We start from the raw sequence: 21,105 nt of genomic DNA on the forward strand, positions 1-21,105 counted from the left end.
GCCCGCACCGGCCGGCAGACCGCCGCCGACCTGGCCTTCCTCGCCCGAGCCATGAAGGCCCCGGCCCTGCTGGACGCCGCCGAGCGCCTGGCCGAACGCGCCCGGGCCGAGTCCTGGACCCACACCGAGTACCTGGTCGCCTGCCTGCAGCGCGAGGTCTCCGCCCGCGACTCCCACGGCGGCGAGGGCCGTATCCGCGCCGCCCGCTTCCCCGCCATCAAGACCATCGAGGAACTCGATCTCACTCATCTGCGTGGTCTGACGCGCCAACAACTCGCACACCTGGGAACATTGGACTTCATAGCGGCCAAGGAGAACGCCGTCTTCCTCGGCCCTCCAGGCACCGGCAAAACACACCTGGCCACCGGCCTCGCAGTCCGGGCCTGCCAGGCAGGACACCGAGTCGCGTTCGCCACCGCCGCCCAGTGGGTCGACCGCCTTGCCGCCGCCCACCAAGCCGGGCGTCTCCAGGACGAGCTGGTCAAGCTCGGCCGCTACCCGCTGATCGTGATCGACGAGGTCGGCTACATCCCGTTCGAGGCCGAGGCCGCAAACCTGTTCTTCCAGCTCATCTCGAACAGATACGAAAGGGCCAGCGTGATCGTCACCTCGAACAAACCCTTCGGACGCTGGGGAGAGACCTTCGGCGACGAGACCGTCGCCGCCGCCATGATCGACCGACTCGTCCACCACGCCGAGGTCCACTCCCTCAAAGGCGAGTCCTACCGCATGAAAGGACGCGAACTCCTCGGCCGCGTCCCCACCGCCACCGACAACGACTGAACAAGAGACCACCGACGACGCGAGGGTCAGAACTCAACCGCCCAGACTGGGTCACGGTTCAACCGCCGCCGACAGTGGCCGACGCCGGCATGGCGACCGGGAGGTGCTGGCCGCGATCGTGTTCGTGGCCACGTCGGGCTGCACGTGGCAGCAGTTGCCATCCGCGTCGTTCGGACCATCAGGAGCAACGGCCCACCGGCGCTTCTCGGAGTGGACGAAGGCCCGCGTGTGAGCCAAGCTCCACCGCCTGGTCCTCGACGAGCTCGGGGCCCGAGGCGAGCTGGACTGGTCCCGCTGCGCGATCGACTCGGTGAACATGCGGGCGATGAAAGGGGAACCTGACAGGTCCGAATCCTGTGGACCGGGGCAAGTACGGTCGGCACTGAACACGAAAAAAGGCCGGGGCCCCGGTTCTTCCGAACCGGGGCCCCGGCCTTCCGTGACGGAAGGGGACCACTCAGGCCGCGAGAGGCGCCTTCCGCACCGCGCCGCGGAGCCCCAGGACACAGGCGACGCCGGCGGTGAGGGCGAACAGCACCATCACCGCGTTGACCAGCACGTCCGGTCCGGCGTCCTGCGCCAGCGCGTTGGACGTCGCCGCCCAGACGCCGAGCACCTGCGTGACGGCCACGAGGCCGAATCCAGCGGCACGCGCCCACGAGGGGCCCTTGTCCGCGAAGGAGGCGAGCCCGAGCGCGGCCGCTCCCCAGAGCAGCAGCAGGACCGTCAGCCCTTCGGCGGCGAGGAAGAGGACGCCGCCGAGGCCGCCGTATCCCCCCGCGTCCGTGTGGTCGATCTCAGAGGTGTCCACCACGAACACCGCAAGGGCCAACTCCATGAGGAGCAGGTAGCAGGCCTCCAGAACGAGGATCAGGGCACCGGCCCACCCGACGAAAAGGGTCACTGATTGCTCCTCACAAGCCTGCCGCTCTTGATGATCCACAGCTTGCCGTTCCGCTGGGCGCTGCGGCAATCGTCCCGCGCCCCCGTCGAGGCGCTGTTCTGGCCGGTCCGCTTGCGGCCGATCTCCCGGCCGATCGCGTTGTTCTTCAGGTCCATCTGCTTGTCAACGCCCGAGGACGTCGACTCGTGCCGGGTCGCGAACTCGTAGGCGTCCGTGGTGGACAGGCGGATCTCCATCCGCGCGTTCCAGTAGCAGTGCCGGAAGGAGTCACCCGTGCCCTGGAAGAGGGTGCGGTCGGGGTACCAGTCCTGCGCCAGCTTGAACGCCTTGTTCGCCGCGTCGCAGGCCACGGTGCAGTCGATCGGGTTCCAGAAGCAGTACGACCTCTCGGAGGGCGTGGCGCTGCCGTAGCCGAAGCCCGGGTCCATCAGGACCGGGTAGGCGAGCTCCTGGCCGGCGGCCGGCGGCCGGCGAGGCGGTGACCTCGGTGCCCGAGAGCGTGAGCTTCACGGGGATCTCGACGCCCTTGGCGTCCCTGGCGATCGGGGCGGTGATGAACGTGAGGTTGCCCAGTTCGTCCGAGACGATGATGACGTTGCCCGCTCCCTGCGTGGCCGTCTGGCCGGGACGCAGCTGGAGGGAGTACGCGTAGCTCTTCGCCGCGGACGCGCTCCGCAGCAGGTGGAACGTCTCGACGGCGTTCTGGCTCGTCCGGATGGCGAGGGTGTCCGCGTCCGTCTGCGTGTTGGGGTAGACGATGACGCCGGTCTCGCTGAGGCCGGCGGTCGCGGCGGCACCCGCGGGCATGGTCACGGCGGTCTGGGTGGTCCCGTCCGCGCTCGTGCCCACGATCTCCTGGCCCGCCGTGCCGGGGAGCTCCACGACGCCGGCGGCGAGGACGGACTCCTCCGTCTCGACGGCCTCGGGGCCGATCTACTCCTGGTAGCCCACCGGGGTGTCGTCGACCTCCGGGTACTCGGTGTCGATGGGCCGGTCCTCGGGCTCCGCCTGCTCCTCCTCGGGGTGCAGCAGGTCGGCGGCACTCGGGCACGAACGGTGCTCCCGGAAACCGCCTCAGGGGATGCACAGTCGGACGCGGCGGGCCAGCATGGGAAGAAAGGGATGTTTCCCTCATGGAGGTTCCCATGGCTGACAATGAGACTTTCGTCCGTGACCTCTTCCGGGCTTGGAACGATCGGGACTACGACTCCATCGCCGGGTCCGTCGCTCCGGACTGCACCCTCATCGAGGAAGGAAGCGGCAGGACGCTGCAGGGGCCGGAGGGCTTCACCCGGCTCGCGAAGGCCATGTTCGACGCGATGCCCGACGGTAAATTCACCCTCGACCACCTCACGTCCCAGGGGGACACGGTGGTCGTCGAGTACACGGGCACCGGGACCCAGACCGGGGACCTGGTTCTGCATGCGGGCACCGTGCCCGCCACGGGGCGTCATGTCACGGTGCACGCATGTGACATCTACGAGGTCAAGGACGGCAAGATCCGTGAGGGCCGCGCCTATCTGGACACCGGCGGCATCATGAGCCAGCTGGGTCTGACCGAGCAGTTGCGCGGCTGACCGCAAGGGGTACCGACAACGGGCTGGCAGCAGGGGAGTTGCGCAGCAGCGAAGTGCGGCCGCCCTGGCAACCGGCGACGCCCCAACGGGGAACACCGGGCGACGCAGGATGAGGGCTTCAGGCGGCATGCAGCTACCGGGCGAGATTGCGGAACACACCCTCCAGGTCCTGTTCGCCGTCCCGGGTCTGGGCGCCGTTGGCCGGCGCGGCGCTCATGAGCTGTGCTGTGGCGGGGCGGAACACGAGCCCGGCCCAGGCCTCGTTCTCCTCTGCCAGGCCATGAGAATGATCGCGGAGGACGATGGCACGCTTGGCTGCCGCCACGACGCCGCCGGGCAACGCGGCGATGTTGCCGACGAGGCGGTCGACGAACTCGTCGAGACGGTCGGCGGGGACGGCTCGGTTGACCCAGCCGTACCGCTCGGCCGTCTCGGCGTCCACGGACAGTGCGCCGGCTCGAACGCAACGGGATGGTCGAGCGCCGCGTGCTGCCGACCTCACCGGTCGGCGTCGAATACTCGCTGACCGACCTCGGCGCATCGCTGCGCGAGCCGTTCGCCCACCTCTATGACTGGACCGTCGCGAACGCCTCAGAGATCCAGACACGGCAGCGCGACTACGACCAGCGAGCCCCGCGCTGACTCCACGACCACGAGGCCGGGCCGGAGCGAGCGGCGCCCGCCCGGCCCGGTGACCGCACGCCGGGCACCACGGCTCACGGGCGCCCGCTTCCAACTGCGGGGCGGAAGCGGGCGCCCACCGGATTCCGGCGCCTGACCGAGGCGGATCCAGCGGCCATGGCGGGAACAGCCGGGCCGGGACGCGTTGTTGCACCGACCGAGGTGCCGGAGCCGCAGTGGGCGGGGACGCGGGGGAACACACGCTCGTCCGCCCCACCGGGCGCCGGCCCCGGAATCGCGGCACGCCCGCCGCGCAGCCAGGACCAAGATGTTCTCTGCAGAAGGACTGCTTCGTGACTGACCGGCCCCTGACACTCATGGCAGTACACGCCCACCCCGACGACGAGGCCACCGGAACCGGAGGGGTCCTCGCCCGGTACGCGGCGGAGGGTGTCCGCACGGTTCTCGTGACGTGTACCGACGGCGGTTGCGGTGACGGGCCGGGGGGTGTCAAGCCGGGCGATCCCGGGCATGATCCGGTGGCCATCGCCCTGATGCGCCGTCAGGAACTCAAGGCGAGCTGTGACGTCCTGCGGATCAGCGAGTTGGAGACGCTGGACTACGCCGACTCCGGGATGATGGGCTGGCCGAGCAACGACGCCCCCGGGTCCTTCTGGCGGACCCCCGTCGAGGAGGGCGCCGCCCGGCTTGCGGAACTCATGCGGCACTACCGGCCCGATGTGGTCGTCACCTACGACGAGAACGGCTTCTACGGTCACCCCGATCACATCCAGGCCCACCGCATCACGATGGCGGCGCTGGAGATGACCACGCTGACGCCGAAGGTGTACTGGACCACGATGCCCCGCTCGACGATGCGGCGGTTCGGCGAGATCGTGCGCGAGTTCCATCCGGACATGCCGGAGCCGGATCCCGCCGAGGCTGCCGCGATGGCCGAGATCGGCCTCCCTGACGACGAGATCACCACATGGGTGGACACCACCGCGTTCAGCGGTCAGAAGTTCGATGCGCTGGCCGCGCACTCCAGTCAGGGCGAGAACATCTTCTTCCTCAAGATGGGCAAGGAGCGGTTCGGTGAGTTGATGGGCACGGAGACCTTCGTACGGGTCCGGGGCGCCACCGGCGACGCCGTGCCCGAGAACGATCTCTTCGCCGGACTGCGCTGATCCACCCGTCCGGCCGGCGGCCGGGAAAAGGCATCGGCCGCCGGAAGCGCACGGCGCAGTCGAGAGGGGCACACGGAGTCGCGTCCGTGCGTAGTCCCGTTGCCGACGGAGACCGGCCGGGCCGGCGGCACAGGCCCCGTCCGGGTGCCGGACCGTTCCCGGGGAGAGCCGGAGGGCGACGGCACACCTCGCCCGCGACGATCGCGGGTCGTTGGCCGACAGCGCCTCCCCCTCCGTCACCGGACAGGCGACCAGCCGCTCGTCCCGGACCGCCACCACGGCCTCGCGCACCGCCGGGTGGGCCGTCAGCCGGGCACTGATCCCACCCGGCTCGAACCGATGCCCACGGGCCGGGCGGGGATGCCGTCGTCGGTCCTCAGCGCATGCGTCCCAGCATCTCCCGTAGCCGCCGGGCGTCCCGGAGCCGCTGTTCGTATGTCGCGCCCAGCACGAGCAGCAGCAGCCCGGCGAGTGCGGGAGGCAGCCAGCGGGGGAGCGCACCCACCAACGGCGCCAGGTAGGGGGCGAGTTCGTGCAGCGCGACCAGCACGAGCACGCTTCCGCCGAGGACAAGCGGCGCCTGGAGCCGGTGGCGGGCACCCAGCAGGGTGAGGACGAGGGCCGCCGCGCCGAGCAGCAGGGGGCGCGGCCAGTCCGCGTCGGCCCACGCCGCGAGCAGGCTCGGCGCGAGCGTCACCGAGAGCCCGGGACCGTATGCCGTCCACGACGAGGCCTCGGGGTCCCGGTGGCGCCGGAGGAAGCCCACGACCAGTGCCGGGACGGTCACCGGCAGGGTGTACGCCTCCGGGGTGCCCACGTCCCACGAGGCGAGCCGCACCCAGGTGGCCGACACGAACAGCGCGGCGGCCACGTACCCGGCCCATCGGCGGTCCGCGCGCACGGCCGTGCCCGCGGCGATCACCCCGCACAGGGCCAGTACAACGGCCAGCACGGGTGCGTCGGTGACGGCCAGCCCGATGGACAGGAGCCCCGCGACGGCGCCCGTGACCTCGATGGGAACCGAGGTCCGCGGGACCCGCGCCGCGAGCAGGGCCGCGGCGGCCGGAACGATCAGGACCAGCAGAGCCGTGTGCGCGGGCGACCGGTCGGCGGCGGCACCCACCGCGCACGCCAGACCCGCCGCACCGGCCAGGGACGCGCTCGCGCAGACGGCGGTCAGACGCCGGTGCGCGGCGGCCACCGCGAAGATCCCCGTCAGCGCGGCGAGCACGGTCAGGGTCGCGCCCTGGGAGGCGAGCGAGAGGAGCACGAGTCCGGCCGCGGTGAGCAGGGAGAGGACGACGGCGGTGCGGTACGTCGGCGTCCAACGCGCGTACGCCGCCACGGCCAGCGCCGCCACGACCGCGAGCCCCTGCGAGATCAGGCCCGCCGGGTAAGGGAGTCGCCAGGCGGCGGGGAGGACGAGCGCACTCGACCAGACCAGGACCACGGCACCGGCCGCGGCCCGGTCGCGCCAGGCCGTGGCGGCGGCGTGGGCCGTGGCGGCACTAGCTGTGGCGGCACTAGCTGTGGCGGCACTAGCTGTGGCGGCGCTCGCCGTAGTGGCGCGGGCTGTCACGGCCAGGACCGCCGCGACGACCGCGAGCACCAGCGGCGCGGCCTCCGCGTCCGCCGGCCAGGGCGTCCAGACCGTCACCGCGGCGCGCAGGTCCGAAGGCGCCCCGGACCAGACCCGTCCCGTCCATCCGACCGGCCCCAGCAGCGCCACGACGACGAGGGGCACTGCCCACACCACCGCCAGGGTCTGGACGGAGGCCGACGCCCGGGCGACACCGCGCCGCACGGGTTCGGGGAGCGGATCGCGGACGGCCGCCAACAGCCCGATCCCGCAGGCCAGATGGACGGGCACCGTCCACACCCCGGGCAGCGACGCGCGCGGGATTCCGCCGAGCGCCGCGACCAGGAGCAGCCCGCCGGTCACCGCGGCGCCGGTGGCAAGGCCCGGCCGCGGGACGCGCCATGCGGCGCCCAGGGCGATCGCCGCCGCAAGGGCGAGGAGCGCCGTCGCACGGGCCGCGGCGCTCGGGCCGTCGGCCTGCCAGGAGAGCGCGCAGGCCAGCAGCACGCCCCAGCCGCCCGTCCCGAACGTGCCGACGGCGGCGGCGACGCGCGCGGGCCTCGCGGAGGTCCGGAGCGCGACGACCGTGTCGAACGCGGCCGTCAGCAACAGCGCGGCCGTGATCGCGTACGGGCCCGCGTCGGCCGCCACCGCCCACAGCACCAGGGGGAACTGGGCCGCGGCCAGCGCGGCGGGGAAGGGGATGCGCAGGGAACCGAGCCCCTTGCCGTATCCCCACCACGCCCCCGCCAGGACCGCCGCCGCGACGGCCGCGTATCCCGTGCCGTCGGCGGTCGTCAGCGCGACCTCGCGCAGCGCGTACGCGTCGAGCACCGTCAGCGCCAGACCGAGGCCCGCCAGCGCCTCCGCCGTCGAGCGCAGCCCACGCTTCAGCAGGGGCACGGGAGCACCGAGCACCGCCGCGGTCACCGTGGCGAGCACCACGGACCGCCCGGCGATCCCCAGGTGCCCCCAGCTGACCAGGGTGAAAGCGATCGCGGCGACGGTCAGCAGGATGCCACCGAGGACGAGGAGCACGTTCTGCACACGGGGCGCGGTGGTCTCGGCCCGCCGCGGCACCGGCGGAGCGGGCGGGACGGGCGGAACGGGCGGAACGGGCGGAACGGCCGACTGGAGGAGACCGATGAGCTGGGCACGGCGGGCCAGCAAGTGGGCGCGGCGGGCGTCGAGTTGCCACAACTCCGCGTCGAGGATCCGCAACTCCTCGGCCGGTGGCGGTAGGTGGGACATACCGTGGAGTGTGGCGCGCATCATGCCGCGGAGCATGGGTGAGGGTACTCAGGTCCGTACTCAGATCCCGATTCAGATCCCGCGCGCGTTGTCGCTCCGCGACGTGCCCGCTGTCGGCGCGGCCCCGTGGGGTTCGGGGCCGCGCCGACGGGCGGGGACGGCTACGACGGTTACTTGGTGAAGGTGATGTACTTCCAGGCGCCGTGCGTCGTGGAGTTGACGGAGTCGCCGGAGGAACCGTTGATGTACGACGAGCGCATGCGGGCACGGATGCCGGACTCGCCCGGTGCCTCCAGGCGCACGACCGACTTGCCGTTGGTGCCCAGGGCGAAGTACTCGGAAGCGGTGTCGTACCACTTGCCCTGGTAGTGGACCTGGAGCTGGAGTCGCTGCTGGCGGCCCTTGTAGTAGTTCATGGTGGTGGTGAACACCGGGTCGGTGTTCTTGCGGAAGTAGTAGTACTTCGTGGAGCCGATCTTGCCCGTCTTGTAGTGCTTGGAGACGCCGGTGGAGACCCTCACCTTGGCGTATCCGGTGGACTTCACGGTCTTCGAGGCGTAGCGGGCGTCACCGGCGAAGACCGCGGAGACGGTGGTGTCGCGGGTCATGGTGACGGCCGCCGACAGGTTGCCCTTGGAGTTGACCTTGGCCGTCCGCAGCAGCTTCCTCGGCTTGTCGGCGCCGAAGGGGTCCGCGTAGATCGAGACGGTGCGGTTCTTGTACGTCGTGCCGAGGTGTGCGGTGAAGGTGACCTTCTTGCCGTACGCGTACACCTTGCCGTTGTTGTTCAGGCTCAGCGCGGTCGCCTTGCGCGAGACGTTCACCGTGTCCGAGCCGGAGGCCGGGACGTGGGTGGCGTCGCCCGCGTAGGAGACCTTGTAGGTGACCTTGCCGCCGGCGGGCGGTGTGTCCGTGAAGGAGAAGCTGCCGTCCGTCTTCGTCCTGACGGCGGCCAGCGCCTTGCCCTTCGGCGACTCGACGTCCGTACGGGTCACCTTCAGGCTGGTCCCGGCCGGGAGCGGCGTCTTGGAGGTGAGCTTGCCGGTGACGGTGAGCTTCTTGGCCCGTTCCGACTTGGCCGGGGCCGACACCTTGAGGGCGGGCAGTTCCCTGGTGGGGTCGGTCAGGGCGCGCAGGGTGTACGTGCCGTAGGTGTTCACGGAGACCGCGAAGACCCGGCTCGAGTCCGGCGCCCAGGCGAGCGCTCCGGGCACGAGGAGGTCCGCGCCGCTGCTGTTGCCGGTGTTGGGGAAGTCGTACTGCCGCACCGGCACCGGGTCACCGGGGCGGTGGATGTGGACGTCGGGGTCGTACGAGGAGTTGCTGCCGCCCGCGATGCTGCCGTCCGGCGCGACCCGCACGGCGTTCGGGTAGGCCTCGATGGGGTAGCCCGACTGCTCGGTGAGGTCGGCGGTCGAGTAGGCGCCGATGCTGTAGCCGTAGCCCTGGCTCCGGCCCCACGAGGTGAGGACCTGCTTGCCGTCGGGCGTCAGGTCCAGCTGCTCCGCGCCCGTGTCCATGGCGCCCTTGGCCCGCAGTGCGGCCCCGTCCGCCGAGACGTCGTAGACGGCGAGCCGGCCACCGTTGCCGGCCACCAGGACACCCGGGACGGCCGGGTCGGACGCCAGGGACGGCCCGGAGCCGGCGTAGAAGTCGACGTCGCCCCGCTGGGCGAGCTGGACGACGGGTTCGGGGCCGGAGGTGTCCAGCGAACCGAGGTCCGCGCCGTAGCCGAACCAGATCCGGCCGTCCACCACCTCCAGATCGCCGGGGGCCACGCCCAACGGGTAACGAGCCGTCTCGGTGTACGTGCTCGTCTCCACCGAGACGATCCCGTTGCGGCCCTTCACGGCCGCGTACACCTGCCCGGAGTCGGCGGACAGCGCCAGGCCGCTCACGCCGGAAAGGCCGGTCAGCGTCGCCTTCACGGTGCCGTTGTAGTCGGTGACGACGATCTTGCCGCTGGTCGGGTCGGAGAGGTAGACCCGCTGGTGGACACCGTCCACGACGATGTCGCCGACCGACGACACCGGAAGGATCTTTGCGGAGTCGGCCGATGCCGGACCCGCCACGACCCCTACCAGGGCCGCGGAACTGAGGACGACCGCGAGTGCCGTCGCGGTCGCGATGCTGCGCCTGCGCACAGTGATGTGAACCCCCACAGAAGAAGCCCGGTGGTCACCGGACGTAAAGGAAAGAGGCCGCGCGTCCCCCCTCACCCGACGACGGGTGTCCGAGCGCTGCCAGATACGCAGCGTATGACACGCCAGTGACAACTGCGCATTCGATTAAAGCGACTTGGCGAGCGAGGGGCCGGCGGGGAGGCCGCTCTCACCCGGTCGGTGTGCGGCACACCACGGCACGGCAGCCGGCGGCCGGGATCACGGTCTGCGGGCGATGTGCGGGCGGTCGGCCCAACCGGTGGCGGTCACCACCTCCCGCGCGATGTCGACACCCCGTCCGTCGGTCGCGACGCGCACGGTCCCTGCGGGCGCCCGGCGGTCCAGGAGCCGTGCCTTGCGGACACTTCCTTCCAGCTCCTGCTCCGAGCCCAGTTCCCGTCCCACCAGCCGCTCGCGGGCGGCCGTGCCGTGCCCAGAATCCTGCCTGCCGGGCGCGTGACCGTCAGCCGGTCGGGCTGTCAGCCTCCTGCGGTGACAGGACGATGCCAAGGTGACACCCAGTGGGTCTCAGATCGGGCGATGCGCGCTGTGGTGGGACGGAGGTACGGGCCCCGGGCGGGTTCTCAGGGCGGGCCGCCGGGCGGCGCCGGTTCATTCGACGTCCTTGAGCACCCGCTCGACGGACTTCACGCGGTCGCTCATGTCGTTGAGCTGGAGGCGCACCTCGACCAGCTCACGCTCCATGTCCTGCTGGGCCGTCACCGCCTTCTCGGCGATGCTCCTGAAGTCGCTCTCCCTGGACATCATGGACTTGGCCCGCCATACCGCGATCGTGGGCCAGATCACCAGCAGGGCGCACACGAGGATAAATCCCATGGACCCGAAGGACCAGATCATGCCGTCACTGTCGGCGGCCAGCTGCACAGGGCTCATGGTGGGTCTCCTTGACTTCGGTCGGCGGTGAGTGAGAGCGCGGCCGCTGCGAGGGCCTCGGGCGTGAGGTGCAGCGAGAACGGCTCGATGTCGTAGTACTTCATGGCCTTGCCGTCCTCGGACAGCACGAGCCTCGAGGTGACCAGCCCTGCTGCTTCCAGCTTGCGCAAGTGGACCTGGAGCAGAGCGCGACTGATTCCCAGTTCGCGCGCCAGTCGGCTCACGTACTCCTGGCCGCCCGCCAGGGCAGCGAGGATGCGCATCCGGTGCGGGTTGGCGAGCGTGGCCAGGATCTGCACCAGCCGGTCACCCGTCACTTCGGAAAGCTCCATGACCCTCCTCCATCTGCAAAGAAATACTTGCAGGTGCTATGACAGGCTGTCAACTGCTCTGAAGAGTAGGCAGGTGCAAGAGCGCTGCCACCGTAGTGACGCGACGTGGCGAGAGCAGCCCGACGGGGTTGCCGCAGCCGCCCGGTAGGCGGGTGGGTGCGGCGCATCCCCCGTGAGAGCTACAGGAGTTGTCCCTGTGGGGGTGACTCGCGGGGGGCGGCGGATTCCTAGCGTTGTGGGCAGGTCGCCGTGGGGGCGGCCACCACGTCAAGGGAGGCCGTGATGGGCACGATCGACGCCGCGCAGCAGGACCGGGCCCCCGGCCCGGACAAGGGGCGAGACGGCCGACTCGGCCGGATTCTCCGCTCTCCGCTCGGCTGGATGCTGACCGGCATGGCCGGCGTCGGCCTGATCTCCGGCCTGACCGCGACGGGCCCCGGTCCGGTGCCGGTGCTGGGCGCGGCCGCCGCAGTGGCCGTGTACGGGCTGGTCATGCGCCGCCTCGCCGGGCGCTCGACGCCCGAGACCGCCCGTGCCGGGGCCGGCCGGCAGGCGCTGCTCGGCGGCGCGACGGGCCTGGGCTTCATCCTCGTCTCCGCTTCGCTGATCAGCGCGTTCGGGGGCTATTCGTTCTCCTGGGCGGGCAACGGTTTCGTGGCGGTCGTCTGGTCCGCGGTCATGGTGCAACTGGGTGCCGCGGTGACGGAGGAGCTTCTGTTCCGCGGCCTCGCCCTGCAGGCGCTGGAGCAGTTGTGGGGCAGCCGGGTCGCCCTCGTGGTCACCGGGCTGTTCTTCGGCGTCGCGCACCTGGGCACACCGGGAGCCTCCGTCTGGAGCGCGATCGCCATCGCCCTGGAGGCGGGCGTGATGCTCGGCGCCGCGTTCCTGTGGCGGCGTAGCATCTGGTTCGTCGTAGGTCTGCACTTCGCCTGGAACACCGCGGAGCAGTTGCTCGGCATCCCGGTCTCGGGGCACACCCCCGAGGGCCTCTTCACCGTCGACACCCACGGGTCCGCCCTGCTCACCGGCGGGGACTTCGGCCTGGAGACGTCGATCGTGCCCGTCCTCATCAGTGTGCTGCTCACCGTACCGATGCTCGTTCTCGCCCGCCGCGGCGGCGGTCTGCTGCCCCGACGACGCGCCCGGCGCTGAGACCGGCACGGAGACCGGCACGGAGACCGGCACGAACTGGAGGGACAGATGTGATACCCCGTCAGGCACCCTGGCGCTCGGACAGCTTCCGCACGGCGCGCGGCTGGTGGCGGGAGCAGGACGCCCTCCTCAGGGACAGTGCCTTCGCCCTGCTGCTCTCCCTGCTGACCCTCATACCGACCCTGTCGAATGTCGGGGCGCAGATCGGTGATCTGCCCGAGCGGCCGCTGAACCCGTCGGGCGTCGGGCTGGTCCTGGCCCAGACCCTGCCGCTGGCGGCCCGCCGCCGGTGGCCCGCCGCCTGTCTGACCGTGGTCGCCTGCGCGTTCGCCGCGCATCAGGCGCTGGGCTTCGCGACGACGTTCGCGAGCCTGGGACTCTATCTGGCCCTCTACTCGGCCGGGGCCCACCAGGTCCGCTTCCGCCGGGGCCTGGCCGCCGCGGTGAGCGCGGGCTATGCCGTCCTGGCCGTGGTCCTGCACCGTCTCGGCTCACCGCAGGGCATCCCGGACTATCTCGCGTTCTATCTGATCTTGGCCACGATCTGGCTGGTGGGGAGCATGGTGCGCACACGGCGGACGGAAGAGACGGAGCGGCGGCGGCTGTCCGCCGAGGTGGCCACGGCCGCCGAGCGGGCACGCATCGCCCGCGAGCTCCACGACGTGGTCACCCACCACGTGACGGCCATGGTGGTCCAGGCCGACGCGGCGCAGTTCCTGCTTCCGTCCGCGCCGGACAAGGCCGGAGAGGGACTGGCGGCCGTCAGCGACACCGGCCGCCGCGCGCTGACGGAACTGCGGTACCTTCTGGGCGTGTTGGAGGCGACAAGCGATTCCGCGGTGGTCGATCCGGCGTCGGCGGACCGGGCGCCCACCCTGGGACGGGTGGGCGATCTGGTGGAACAGGCCCGCAGGTCGGGCCAGCCGGTCGAGTTCGACGAGCGGGGCGGGCGTCGGCCACAGCCCGTGGCGGTGGAACTGGCCGCGTACCGCGTGGTGCAGGAAGCGCTCACCAACGCGATGAAGTACGCGACCGGGCAGCCGACACGGGTCCTGGTCCGGTACGTCGCACAGCGCATCGAGATCACGGTGACCACCGACGGACCGGCCGTCACTCCGGCCCCGGCACCACTCGCGCCGAATCCGAACCCGAACCCGGGCCCGGCGGGTGGGCGAGGGCTGGCCGGGCTGGACGCACGCGTGCGGATGCTCGGTGGCGCCCTGGAGGCCGGGCCCCGGCCCGACGGCGGGTTCGAGGTGCGCGCCGTCCTTCCGTCCGAGCCCGTTCAGGAGTGACCCGTGAGCGACGCACCGCGGCCCATCCGCGTACTCGTCTGCGACGACCAGGCGCTGGTGCGCACCGGCTACGTCACCATCTTCTCCGCGCAGTCCGACATGGAGGTCGTCGGCGAGGCCGACAACGGGCACGAGGCGGTGCGGGCCGCACGGCGACTGCGCCCCGACGTGATCGTGATGGACATCCGGATGCCTCTGCTCGACGGCATCCAGGCGACCCGCGAACTGGCCGGCCCCGACGCCGACGCTCCCCCGAAGGTGCTGGTCGTCACCACGTTCAACGTCGACGCCTACGTCTACGACGCGCTGCGGGCCGGAGCCAGCGGATTCCTCCTCAAGGACGCGCCTCCGGCGGAACTGGTGAACGGGATCCGGACGGTCGCCCGGGGCGAGGCCCTGCTGGCGCCTGCCGTCACCCGCCATCTGATCGGGCACTTCGCCGAACACCTGCGCCCCGCCGACACCGCCCGGCCGGACCGGGAGCACCTGGTGCGCGCGTTGACACCCCGCGAGCTGGACGTGCTCCGGCAGATCGCCCAAGGGCTGTCGAACGCGGAGATCGCGGCGGAACTGTTCATCACCCCCGAGACGGTCAAGACCTATGTGTCGCGGATTCTGGCGAAGCTCGGCCTGCGCGACCGGGTCCAGGCCGTCGTCCTCGCCTACCGGGTGGGACTGGTGTCGGGCACCTCGTAAGACCGCGACCACGGGCGCGGACGGGGCGGGCGTGAAGGTGTGTCAGACGCTCGCGGCACGCTCGCGCACCGCGATCCGGGCCGGCTTCGTCAGCATCATGCCGTTGCGGACCGCGACGAAGTAGTCCACGGAGAGCCCGTGCATCCGGGTGCCGGGACCCCGCAGGGGGTGCCAATCGAGGGTGAAGAGGGTGCTCTCGCCCCATGGGGTCAGCCTCATGGCGATGCGGGCCGCACCGAAGGGATCCGCCTTGGCCTCCAGTTCCAGGCGGCGCAGGGATTCGGTGATGCGGACGACGCAGATGTCGTCCAGGGTCGGACGGCCGGCGCCGACGCGGACGTTCAGCCGGGCGCCCACGTCCGGCCAGTGCGGGTCCACCGCGAGCACCTGCTGGACAGCAGGCGCCAGACCTCGGACGGCGAGCTCAGGATCAGACAGCGGTTCCGGGCCGTCATCACGCTCCTGGAGGAGGGCGGCACGGAGGCACCCCGGTCACAGCACCCCGGTCATGGCGTCCCCGGGACGGGGACGTCCGGCGCGGCGGGCCGTCCCACGGGCTTGGCTCCCAGCGTCGTACCGATCGCACCCCGTGCACAGTCCGAGGGCTCCAGGCGGGTGAGTCGGGACACGCGAGGGGGGCCGCCCCGGGATCACCCCGGGACGGCCCCCTCTCCTGCGCCGTGGCGGCTCAGTGCTTGAAGGCGTCCTTGGCCTTCTCCTTGGCCTCCCGGGCGTCACCCTTGCTCTTCGTGGCCTGGCCCTCGGCGGCCATCCGGTCGTTTCCGACGGCGCTTCCCAGAACCTCTTCGGCCTTGCCCTGAGCCTGCTCGGTCTTCGCCTTGGCCTTCTCGCCGGCACTCATGGAACACGCCTCCTCGTAGCGTTCAACCGCTGTCGTGGCGGGTGCCGGCCAGGTACCCCCACCTTTCCTTCACAAACAAGGTGACATCGATGAATGGTGCCGCCGACTGGGGGCAATCGGTGGTCCAGGAGGTTGATAACTATGGTTCCCCTGCTACTCGTTCTGCTTCTTGCCCTGATCCTCTTCGGCGCGGGTTTCGCCGTGAAGGTCCTCTGGTGGGTCGCCATCGCCGTTCTGGTGCTCTGGCTGCTCGGCTTCGTCATGCGCTCCACCTCGGCCGGCGGAGGCCGCGGTCGCTGGTATCGATGGTGATACGTCCCGACGCCGCGTACGTCTCGCAGGGCCCGGCCGCCACGGCGGCCGGGCCCTGCGGCCTGTGCGGCCCGGCGCGCGGGACCGGGCGCGCAGGACCGGGCGCGCAGGACCGGGGGATCCTTCCCCACGAAAACGGGCCCGCCTCCCCACGGAGACGGGCCCGGTCGCTTCGTACGGTGCGGGTCAGGCGTCGGCGCCCGCGGCGCGGCGACGGGCGGCGGCCATCGCGCCGATACCGAGCACGAGTGCTGCGCCGCCCGCCAGTGCGGCCTGGGGCACGACGTCGCTCGTACCCGTGGCGGCGAGCGTTCCGGTGCCGCCGGTCGGGGTCGGGGACGTGCCGCCCTGCGGGGTGGTGTTGTCGGTCCTGCCGGGCTTGCCCTCGGCATCCTTGACCTTGCCCGGGTCACTTCCCTTGGCCAGGATCCGGAACTCGTACTGCTCGAAGTCCGGGGATCCGCCGCAGGAGCCGTCCTCGTTGATGTAGTCGGCCGTGACGAGCGCCATGCCCTGACCGGCCGGGACGTCCGCGTCGGCCTTCAGGCGCAGCTTGACGTCGACCGAGGTCCTCGCCTTGAGGGCGCCGACGGAGAACCCCTTGCCGAGGCCGACGTCGCGCCACTTGTGGTCGGCGGCCGTGGACCACTCCAGGTCCAGGTAGGAGTCGAGCTCCTTGAAGTGCTTGTCGCCGAAGGCGTGGACGGCCGTGTACGGGTACACCTCGTCCATCGTCCTGGTGGTGCCGTTGGTGACGCGGAGCGTGAAGGTCTCCGTGGTGCCGCCGACGACCTTGTCCGGCAGCCCCCTGACGACGGTGGTGAGCCTGGGCTCGGGGACGCACTCGTCGCCCGGCTCCTCGTCCTCGCCGGCCAGGGCGTCCGCCAGTGCCTTGTTCGCGGCGTCCAGTCTCTCCTCGGCCTCGTCCTGCGCCTTCCGCAGCACGCCGATCTTCCGGGACTGGGCCACCCGGGCGTCGTCGTGGGCGGTCTGTGCCTCGGCGGCCTCGGTGTCGGCGGCCTCCTTGACCTCGGCCGCCTCCAGTGCGACCTTTTCGGCCTCGTCCAACACCGTCTGCGCGGTGGCCTTCTCCTCGTCGGTGGTGGCGGCGTCCAGCGCGGCCCGGGCGTCGGCGACGGCCTGGTCGGCCTCGGTCTTGGCCTTGGCGGCGGCCTCGGCGGCCTTCTGGGTCTCGATGACCGCGGCCCTGGTCGGGTAGGTGTCCTCCTCCATGTCCTCCTCGAAGAACGCGATGGCGTCCTTCACCGCGAGGACCGCGGCGTCGTACTCCTTCTGCGCGAGGTCGACGGCCCGCTCCAGCTCTTCGATCGTCGGCGCGGCCTGCCGGGTCCGGACGGACGGCCGCTCGTCGGCGAAGGCCGGCGCCGCCGAGAGGAGAACGACCGGGGTGGTCACGGCGGCGGCTACGGCAGTGGCGAGAACGCGGCGAATCTTCACGAAGGACCCCCGGTCGGGTGACGGAACAGAGTGAGGGGCATCGCACCGGCGGAGTGCGCACGCCGTACGACGCCCCGGCGATCGTAGGCGCTCCATGATCAGGCCCACAGGGGGTTTCCGGCCCCGCTGCCGCGCGGGCCCCCACAACGCGTGAACAAACAGCGTGTACCGGGCAGTTGCCTACGGAGGCCGCGATCATCTGTGAGCCATCTCATGGCCTCGCACCCACGGACACACTCCCCGCGAGGCGGACAACACCCTTCCCTGCACCCGCCGCTGCGGCAGAGGTCACCCACATCGGTTCTGTGGGACGGGACTTCGCGCGAGGTCCGCACGGCGGTCCCGCATGCCCGGGGCCCACCGGAGCCGACGGCACGCCATGGGCGCGTTCCGGGATCCTGTCCGCGAACTCCCACGGGTTTGTCCGTGATCGGTAACGGACGCATCCACGGGCGCCCGTTCTCCGTCATGCCAGGTGGCCCGAGAGGGCGGGACGGACGGGCAACCAGGCGGAAGCGGGGCGGGCATGGCACGGCACGGTGGGGGACGGGGCTGGTACGGCAAGGTGGCCGGGGCGGCACTCGGGGTGACGGCGCTGGCCGTGGGTGCCTCGGTGTGGACCGCGCAGGCCGACGTCGTGGGCGGCCCGTCGCCGCAGGCGTCCGCTTCCGCGAAGCCGGCCGGTGCCGTCGAGCGGGTGTCGGCGACCATCGCGCACGCCTCCGACGCGGGGCCGCGCGGCGTCAACATCACCATCGACGACGGTCCCGACCCGGCGTGGACTCCTCAGGTACTCGACCTGCTGCGCGAGCACGAGGTGAAGGCCACGTTCTGTATGACGGGAACGCAGGCGCAGGCCCACCCGGACCTGGTGAAGGACGTGGTCGCGGCCGGGCACCGGCTGTGCGACCACTCGGTGTCGCACGACACCACCATGGACAGGAAGCCCGAGGCCTACCAGTCCCAGGAGATCCTCGACGCCGAACGCATGATCACCAAGGCGTCCGGGGGAGTACGGCCGATGTACTACCGGGCGCCCGGCGGGGCCTTCACTCCCTACAGCCGGTCGCTGGCCGCGTCCCGGGGCATGCGGCCCCTGGGATGGAACGTGGACACCAAGGACTTCGAGCAGCCGGGCGCGGACGCCATCGTCGCCACCGTCGAGCGGGAGCTGCCCAACGGGCCGACCATCCTCTTCCACGACGCGGGCGGCGACCGCGCGCAGACCGTCGAGGCGCTGCGCCGCGTACTCCCCTGGCTCAAGGAGCAGGGCTACTCCTTCGGTTTCCCGGAGCGCTAGGAGGTGCCCGGCGGATCGGGTCAGAGGCGCCCGACGGTATCCGGCCGGCTGGGCCGAGTGGGGTTCGGTGCGTCGCGGATGAGCGTGCCGGGCCCCACGCCCCCGGCATGATCCGCCGGACACCCCCTTCAGGGGTGCTCGGCGGTCCCGGCCCATGGCGGGGCCGGCGGGCGTGGGCGCTGCGATCAGGATGCCGCGTCGGTCTCTCCCGGGGCCCCGGCATCGGCGGCAGCGGCGGGACGTCCGGCGAGCCGCGGCTCGCCGCCGGCACCGGAAGGGGTGTCGGCCCGACCGGTCTCGCTGCGCGGGCCGGGGACCCGGTGGGTCTCGTCGGCCTCGGCTCCGCCGGCCTCCTGGGCGGGGGCTCGCCGGTCCGCGGCGGCCGGTTCTGGCCGGGGTTCGGGGAGGTGGGCCGGCACGGTGTCCCGCGTCCACCGCCCGGTGGTCCGTACGTAGCCGTAGATCACCGAGGCCGTCGCCAGCAGGAGCAGAGGGCCGCCCACCCACGGGTGGTGGGCCAACTGCAGGGGCAGCCAGCGGTAGGAGAGCAGGAGCGCGGTGAAGACCGTGGTGCCGTAGGCGACCAGGAGGAGCCCCGAGCGGTCCCAGCCGCGGTCGTACGTGCGCAGGGCCGCCTCGATCGTGAGGGTGAAGATCACACCGGTGAGGAGGTCCGCCCCGTAGTGATAGCCGAATCCCAGCGTCGCGCAGAGCGTGGCGATCAGCCAGAACGTGCCCGCCCAGCGCAGGGGGCGGGGGCCCTTGCGGGAGTGGATGAAGATCGCGGTCGCCCAGGCGGTGTGCAGGCTGGGCATGCAGTTGCGCGGGGTGATCTCGTCGAACGGCATGGGCTGCGGGGTGCCGATCGGCGGCAGCGTGCCCGGCCACAACTCGGCCACGGCCCAGGGGGCGGTGGCCGGCATGTCCGGGGCCCACAGGCTGACCGCCGACCAGTGCTCGGTTCCGGTGCCGTAGGCGAAGAGCGGCCCGACCACCGGGTAGATCATGTAGAAGGCCGGTCCGACGAGGCCGATCACCAGGAACGTGCGCACCAGGTGGTGGCGCGGGAAGCGGCGCTCGACCGCGACATGGCGCAGTTGGTACAGCGCGGCGACGACCGCGGCGACCGCGAGATTGCCGTAGACGAAGTCGAGCGAGTTGAAGCCGACGGGGCCACTGGCCTCCACGATCCGGCCCACCAGCCACGACGGGTTGCCGAGCGCCTGGTCGGCGGCGGCCACGTACTGGTCGAGCACCATCGGGCGGGTCTTCGAGGTGATGAGCAGCCAGGTGTCGCCCGTCTTGCGGCCGGCCATCAGAAGCAGGGCCAGGCCGACGCCTTTGAGCAGGAGGACTCGTTCCCGGCCGGTGCGGCGGGTGACGGCGACGGCCGCGACGCCGAGGATCACCCACAGGGCGCCGTTTCCGAAGAGGTGGCCGCCGCCCGTGTCGGCGTCGACCGCCCACCGGACCACCAGGAAGACGAGGTCGATGCCGATCGCTGCGGCCAGCGCGATGATCCGTTGCCGCCAGGTGAGCACCACCATCATCAACGCCATGGCGGCGTACAGCATGCCGCCCGACTTGGGGGCGTGGATCACCTCCCGCGCCTGTGTGGTGATCGGTCCCGGCGTGCCGTAATGACGCGCGGCGATCTCCAGGGCGACCAGGAATCCGAGGGTCACCAGGGCGGCCAGGGTCCACAGGACGGTCCGTGGCCGGCTCCGCGCGGTGGACGCGGATCCCTCGGATTCCTCAGGTATTCGTACGGGCGGAAGGCTCGGCGGCGGTATGTGTCTCAACTTCTGTCAGCTTTGTTCGATGGTGCTCATGTCGGAGCGGGCATCGTCCCATCTTCCGGCCGGAACCGTTCCCTCCCCGTCCCCCCGCGAGAAACGGTCGGACGGAAACAAGACGAAGCGGGCGCGGCCCGGGTTCCGTGCCCGCCACCCGTACCCCATGTCCTCTACACGCATGTAGAAGATAGGGTCGGGACCGACACCGTAAGCACACCTGCCGAGAAGGAGTACGCGATGGGAATCTCTCTGGCCAAGGGCGGCAACGTCTCGCTCAGCAAGGAGGCACCGGGCCTGACCGCCGTGCTGGTCGGTCTGGGCTGGGACGTGCGCACCACGACCGGCACCGACTACGACCTCGACGCCTCGGCGCTGCTCCTCGACGCCTCGGGCAAGGTGCTCTCGGACGGGCACTTCGTCTTCTACAACAACCTCACCAGCCCGGACGGCTCGGTCGAGCACACCGGCGACAACCTCACCGGTGAGGGCGAGGGCGACGACGAGGCGGTCAAGGTGAACCTCGCCGCCGTGCCCGGCACGGTGGACCGGATCGTCTTCCCGGTCTCCATCCACGACGCGGAGAACCGCGGCCAGAGCTTCGGCCAGGTCCGCAACGCCTTCATCCGGGTCGTCAACCAGGCCGACAACAAGGAGATCGCCCGCTACGACCTGTCCGAGGACGCCTCGACCGAGACGGCCATGGTCTTCGGCGAGCTGTACCGGGGCGGCACCGAGTGGAAGTTCCGGGCCGTCGGACAGGGCTACGCCTCGGGCCTGGCCGGGATCGCCGCCGACTTCGGGGTCAACGTCTGAACCGGCTCGCCCCGGCGGCAGACGCCCGCCGCTCCCGCTCCCGCCCGCCGCGGCCGTGACAGACCCGCCATATCGGATCTTCGCGGCACCCGGCAGACTCTGGGCCTGTAGTTCCACAACGGAGGATGACT

Annotated in this window: 22 protein-coding genes and 2 pseudogenes; 12 read left to right on the forward strand and 12 right to left on the reverse strand. The window is 71.4% G+C overall.

Translation table 11 applies throughout. The annotated features are described in order from the left end of the window. A partial coding sequence (gene istB / locus ACIF9R_RS34780) for an IS21-like element helper ATPase IstB (RefSeq protein ID WP_399986543.1) occupies nucleotides 1-783 on the forward strand: 783 nt, incomplete at its 5' end. Nucleotides 784-859: 76 nt separating this feature from the next. Continuing rightward, nucleotides 860-1,160 (forward strand): annotated as a pseudogene (locus tag ACIF9R_RS34785) (transposase); the annotation flags it as partial. An 80-nt stretch (nucleotides 1,161-1,240) separates the two neighbouring features. Here the strand turns inward: ACIF9R_RS34785 and ACIF9R_RS34790 are convergent. Together ACIF9R_RS34790 and ACIF9R_RS34795 are read right to left on the reverse strand one after the other, a co-directional pair. Next, entirely contained in the window at nucleotides 1,241-1,687 is a 447-nt protein-coding gene (locus ACIF9R_RS34790) for a hypothetical protein (protein WP_399986545.1), read from the reverse strand. Continuing rightward, the gene (locus ACIF9R_RS34795; RefSeq protein WP_399986547.1) at nucleotides 1,684-2,115 is read right to left on the reverse strand and encodes a DUF6973 domain-containing protein; all 432 of its coding nucleotides are present in this window, start codon (nucleotides 2,113-2,115) and stop codon (nucleotides 1,684-1,686) included. The genes ACIF9R_RS34790 and ACIF9R_RS34795 overlap by 4 nt, the downstream gene beginning before the upstream one ends. A gap of 329 nt (nucleotides 2,116-2,444) precedes the next feature. Between ACIF9R_RS34795 and ACIF9R_RS34800 the strand changes: the two genes are divergently transcribed. Both ACIF9R_RS34800 and ACIF9R_RS34805 read left to right on the forward strand, forming a co-directional pair. After that, a complete protein-coding gene (locus tag ACIF9R_RS34800) occupies nucleotides 2,445-2,633 on the forward strand; it encodes a hypothetical protein (RefSeq protein WP_399986549.1) in 189 nt (62 codons plus the stop codon). Between the two features lie 199 nt (nucleotides 2,634-2,832). Further along, a complete protein-coding gene (locus tag ACIF9R_RS34805; RefSeq protein WP_399986551.1) occupies nucleotides 2,833-3,264 on the forward strand; it encodes an ester cyclase in 432 nt (143 codons plus the stop codon). 133 nt (nucleotides 3,265-3,397) lie between these two features. Here ACIF9R_RS34805 and ACIF9R_RS34810 read toward each other — a convergent pair whose 3' ends face one another. After that, nucleotides 3,398-3,706: an enoyl-CoA hydratase/isomerase family protein gene (locus ACIF9R_RS34810; RefSeq protein ID WP_399986553.1), complete on the reverse strand. Its 309-nt coding sequence runs from the start codon at nucleotides 3,704-3,706 to the stop codon at nucleotides 3,398-3,400. Between the two features lie 5 nt (nucleotides 3,707-3,711). Here ACIF9R_RS34810 and ACIF9R_RS34815 point away from each other — a divergent pair, with 5 nt between their 5' ends. Further along, complete coding sequence (locus tag ACIF9R_RS34815) at nucleotides 3,712-3,906, forward strand: winged helix-turn-helix transcriptional regulator (RefSeq protein ID WP_399986555.1); 195 nt, start codon at nucleotides 3,712-3,714, stop codon at nucleotides 3,904-3,906. 332 nt (nucleotides 3,907-4,238) lie between these two features. Then, nucleotides 4,239-5,072, forward strand: coding sequence for a PIG-L family deacetylase (locus ACIF9R_RS34820; protein ID WP_399986556.1), 834 nt, complete (start codon nucleotides 4,239-4,241; stop codon nucleotides 5,070-5,072). Nucleotides 5,073-5,448: 376 nt separating this feature from the next. Here the strand turns inward: ACIF9R_RS34820 and ACIF9R_RS34825 are convergent, their stop codons facing one another. The 5 genes and pseudogenes from ACIF9R_RS34825 to ACIF9R_RS34845 form a co-directional block, all read right to left on the reverse strand. Then, entirely contained in the window at nucleotides 5,449-7,902 is a 2,454-nt protein-coding gene (locus ACIF9R_RS34825) for an SCO7613 C-terminal domain-containing membrane protein (RefSeq protein WP_399986558.1), read from the reverse strand. Between the two features lie 170 nt (nucleotides 7,903-8,072). Continuing rightward, nucleotides 8,073-10,046 carry a YncE family protein gene (locus ACIF9R_RS34830; RefSeq protein WP_399986560.1) on the reverse strand — a complete coding sequence of 658 codons (1,974 nt, stop codon included), beginning with the start codon at nucleotides 10,044-10,046 and terminating at the stop codon, nucleotides 8,073-8,075. A gap of 237 nt (nucleotides 10,047-10,283) precedes the next feature. Continuing rightward, nucleotides 10,284-10,484: pseudogene (locus ACIF9R_RS34835) on the reverse strand (hypothetical protein); the annotation flags it as partial. Nucleotides 10,485-10,676: 192 nt separating this feature from the next. Next, nucleotides 10,677-10,958 (reverse strand): hypothetical protein, encoded by a 282-nt coding sequence (locus ACIF9R_RS34840; protein WP_399986562.1) that lies wholly within the window; start codon nucleotides 10,956-10,958, stop codon nucleotides 10,677-10,679. Continuing rightward, the gene (locus ACIF9R_RS34845) at nucleotides 10,955-11,290 is read right to left on the reverse strand and encodes an ArsR/SmtB family transcription factor (RefSeq protein ID WP_399986563.1); all 336 of its coding nucleotides are present in this window, start codon (nucleotides 11,288-11,290) and stop codon (nucleotides 10,955-10,957) included. The genes ACIF9R_RS34840 and ACIF9R_RS34845 overlap by 4 nt, the downstream gene beginning before the upstream one ends. Nucleotides 11,291-11,572: 282 nt before the next feature. On the opposite strand from ACIF9R_RS34845, the gene ACIF9R_RS34850 reads away from it, so the two are divergent. The 3 genes from ACIF9R_RS34850 to ACIF9R_RS34860 are packed head-to-tail and all read left to right on the forward strand — an operon-like array spanning nucleotide 11,573 to nucleotide 14,433. Next, nucleotides 11,573-12,442, forward strand: coding sequence for a lysostaphin resistance A-like protein (locus ACIF9R_RS34850; protein WP_399986565.1), 870 nt, complete (start codon nucleotides 11,573-11,575; stop codon nucleotides 12,440-12,442). A gap of 53 nt (nucleotides 12,443-12,495) precedes the next feature. Then, complete coding sequence (locus tag ACIF9R_RS34855; protein WP_399986614.1) at nucleotides 12,496-13,737, forward strand: sensor histidine kinase; 1,242 nt, start codon at nucleotides 12,496-12,498, stop codon at nucleotides 13,735-13,737. Nucleotides 13,738-13,740: 3 nt separating this feature from the next. Continuing rightward, on the forward strand, nucleotides 13,741-14,433 hold the full coding sequence (locus tag ACIF9R_RS34860; protein ID WP_399986567.1) for a response regulator: 693 nt from the start codon (nucleotides 13,741-13,743) through the stop codon (nucleotides 14,431-14,433). A 42-nt stretch (nucleotides 14,434-14,475) separates the two neighbouring features. Here the strand turns inward: ACIF9R_RS34860 and ACIF9R_RS34865 are convergent, their stop codons facing one another. Both ACIF9R_RS34865 and ACIF9R_RS34870 read right to left on the reverse strand, forming a co-directional pair. Further along, nucleotides 14,476-14,811 (reverse strand): SRPBCC family protein, encoded by a 336-nt coding sequence (locus tag ACIF9R_RS34865; RefSeq protein WP_399986569.1) that lies wholly within the window; start codon nucleotides 14,809-14,811, stop codon nucleotides 14,476-14,478. 310 nt (nucleotides 14,812-15,121) lie between these two features. Then, nucleotides 15,122-15,295, reverse strand: coding sequence for a CsbD family protein (locus ACIF9R_RS34870; protein WP_399986571.1), 174 nt, complete (start codon nucleotides 15,293-15,295; stop codon nucleotides 15,122-15,124). A gap of 141 nt (nucleotides 15,296-15,436) precedes the next feature. On the opposite strand from ACIF9R_RS34870, the gene ACIF9R_RS34875 reads away from it, so the two are divergent. Then, nucleotides 15,437-15,607, forward strand: a complete 171-nt coding sequence (locus ACIF9R_RS34875; protein WP_103543168.1) for a hydrophobic protein — start codon at nucleotides 15,437-15,439, stop codon at nucleotides 15,605-15,607. Between the two features lie 186 nt (nucleotides 15,608-15,793). Here ACIF9R_RS34875 and ACIF9R_RS34880 read toward each other — a convergent pair whose 3' ends face one another. Further along, on the reverse strand, nucleotides 15,794-17,065 hold the full coding sequence (locus ACIF9R_RS34880; protein ID WP_399986573.1) for a peptidase: 1,272 nt from the start codon (nucleotides 17,063-17,065) through the stop codon (nucleotides 15,794-15,796). 526 nt (nucleotides 17,066-17,591) lie between these two features. Here ACIF9R_RS34880 and ACIF9R_RS34885 point away from each other — a divergent pair. Continuing rightward, nucleotides 17,592-18,365 carry a polysaccharide deacetylase family protein gene (locus ACIF9R_RS34885; protein ID WP_399986575.1) on the forward strand — a complete coding sequence of 258 codons (774 nt, stop codon included), beginning with the start codon at nucleotides 17,592-17,594 and terminating at the stop codon, nucleotides 18,363-18,365. Between the two features lie 185 nt (nucleotides 18,366-18,550). Here ACIF9R_RS34885 and ACIF9R_RS34890 read toward each other — a convergent pair whose 3' ends face one another. Next, on the reverse strand, nucleotides 18,551-20,062 hold the full coding sequence (locus ACIF9R_RS34890; RefSeq protein WP_399986616.1) for a phosphatase PAP2 family protein: 1,512 nt from the start codon (nucleotides 20,060-20,062) through the stop codon (nucleotides 18,551-18,553). Between the two features lie 336 nt (nucleotides 20,063-20,398). Between ACIF9R_RS34890 and ACIF9R_RS34895 the strand changes: the two genes are divergently transcribed. Next, nucleotides 20,399-20,974, forward strand: coding sequence for a TerD family protein (locus tag ACIF9R_RS34895; RefSeq protein WP_399986577.1), 576 nt, complete (start codon nucleotides 20,399-20,401; stop codon nucleotides 20,972-20,974). Nucleotides 20,975-21,105: the final 131 nt, after the last annotated feature.

Source organism: Streptomyces sp. NPDC086080, assembly GCF_044540255.1.
In the GTDB taxonomy this organism is placed as follows: domain Bacteria; phylum Actinomycetota; class Actinomycetes; order Streptomycetales; family Streptomycetaceae; genus Streptomyces.

Bases quoted from the DNA above. Each gene is read 5' to 3' on its own strand.
- ACIF9R_RS34875 (WP_103543168.1), top strand. From the start codon at position 15,437: ATGGTTCCCCTGCTACTCGTTCTGCTTCTTGCCCTGATCCTCTTCGGC.
- ACIF9R_RS34795 (WP_399986547.1), bottom strand. From the start codon at position 2,115: ATGGACCCGGGCTTCGGCTACGGCAGCGCCACGCCCTCCGAGAGGTCG.
- ACIF9R_RS34850 (WP_399986565.1), top strand. From the start codon at position 11,573: ATGGGCACGATCGACGCCGCGCAGCAGGACCGGGCCCCCGGCCCGGAC.
- ACIF9R_RS34895 (WP_399986577.1), top strand. From the start codon at position 20,399: ATGGGAATCTCTCTGGCCAAGGGCGGCAACGTCTCGCTCAGCAAGGAG.
- ACIF9R_RS34885 (WP_399986575.1), top strand. From the start codon at position 17,592: ATGGCACGGCACGGTGGGGGACGGGGCTGGTACGGCAAGGTGGCCGGG.
- ACIF9R_RS34800 (WP_399986549.1), top strand. From the start codon at position 2,445: ATGACGCCGGTCTCGCTGAGGCCGGCGGTCGCGGCGGCACCCGCGGGC.
- ACIF9R_RS34845 (WP_399986563.1), bottom strand. From the start codon at position 11,290: ATGGAGCTTTCCGAAGTGACGGGTGACCGGCTGGTGCAGATCCTGGCC.
- ACIF9R_RS34825 (WP_399986558.1), bottom strand. From the start codon at position 7,902: ATGTCCCACCTACCGCCACCGGCCGAGGAGTTGCGGATCCTCGACGCG.
- ACIF9R_RS34805 (WP_399986551.1), top strand. From the start codon at position 2,833: ATGGCTGACAATGAGACTTTCGTCCGTGACCTCTTCCGGGCTTGGAAC.
- ACIF9R_RS34870 (WP_399986571.1), bottom strand. From the start codon at position 15,295: ATGAGTGCCGGCGAGAAGGCCAAGGCGAAGACCGAGCAGGCTCAGGGC.
- ACIF9R_RS34840 (WP_399986562.1), bottom strand. From the start codon at position 10,958: ATGAGCCCTGTGCAGCTGGCCGCCGACAGTGACGGCATGATCTGGTCC.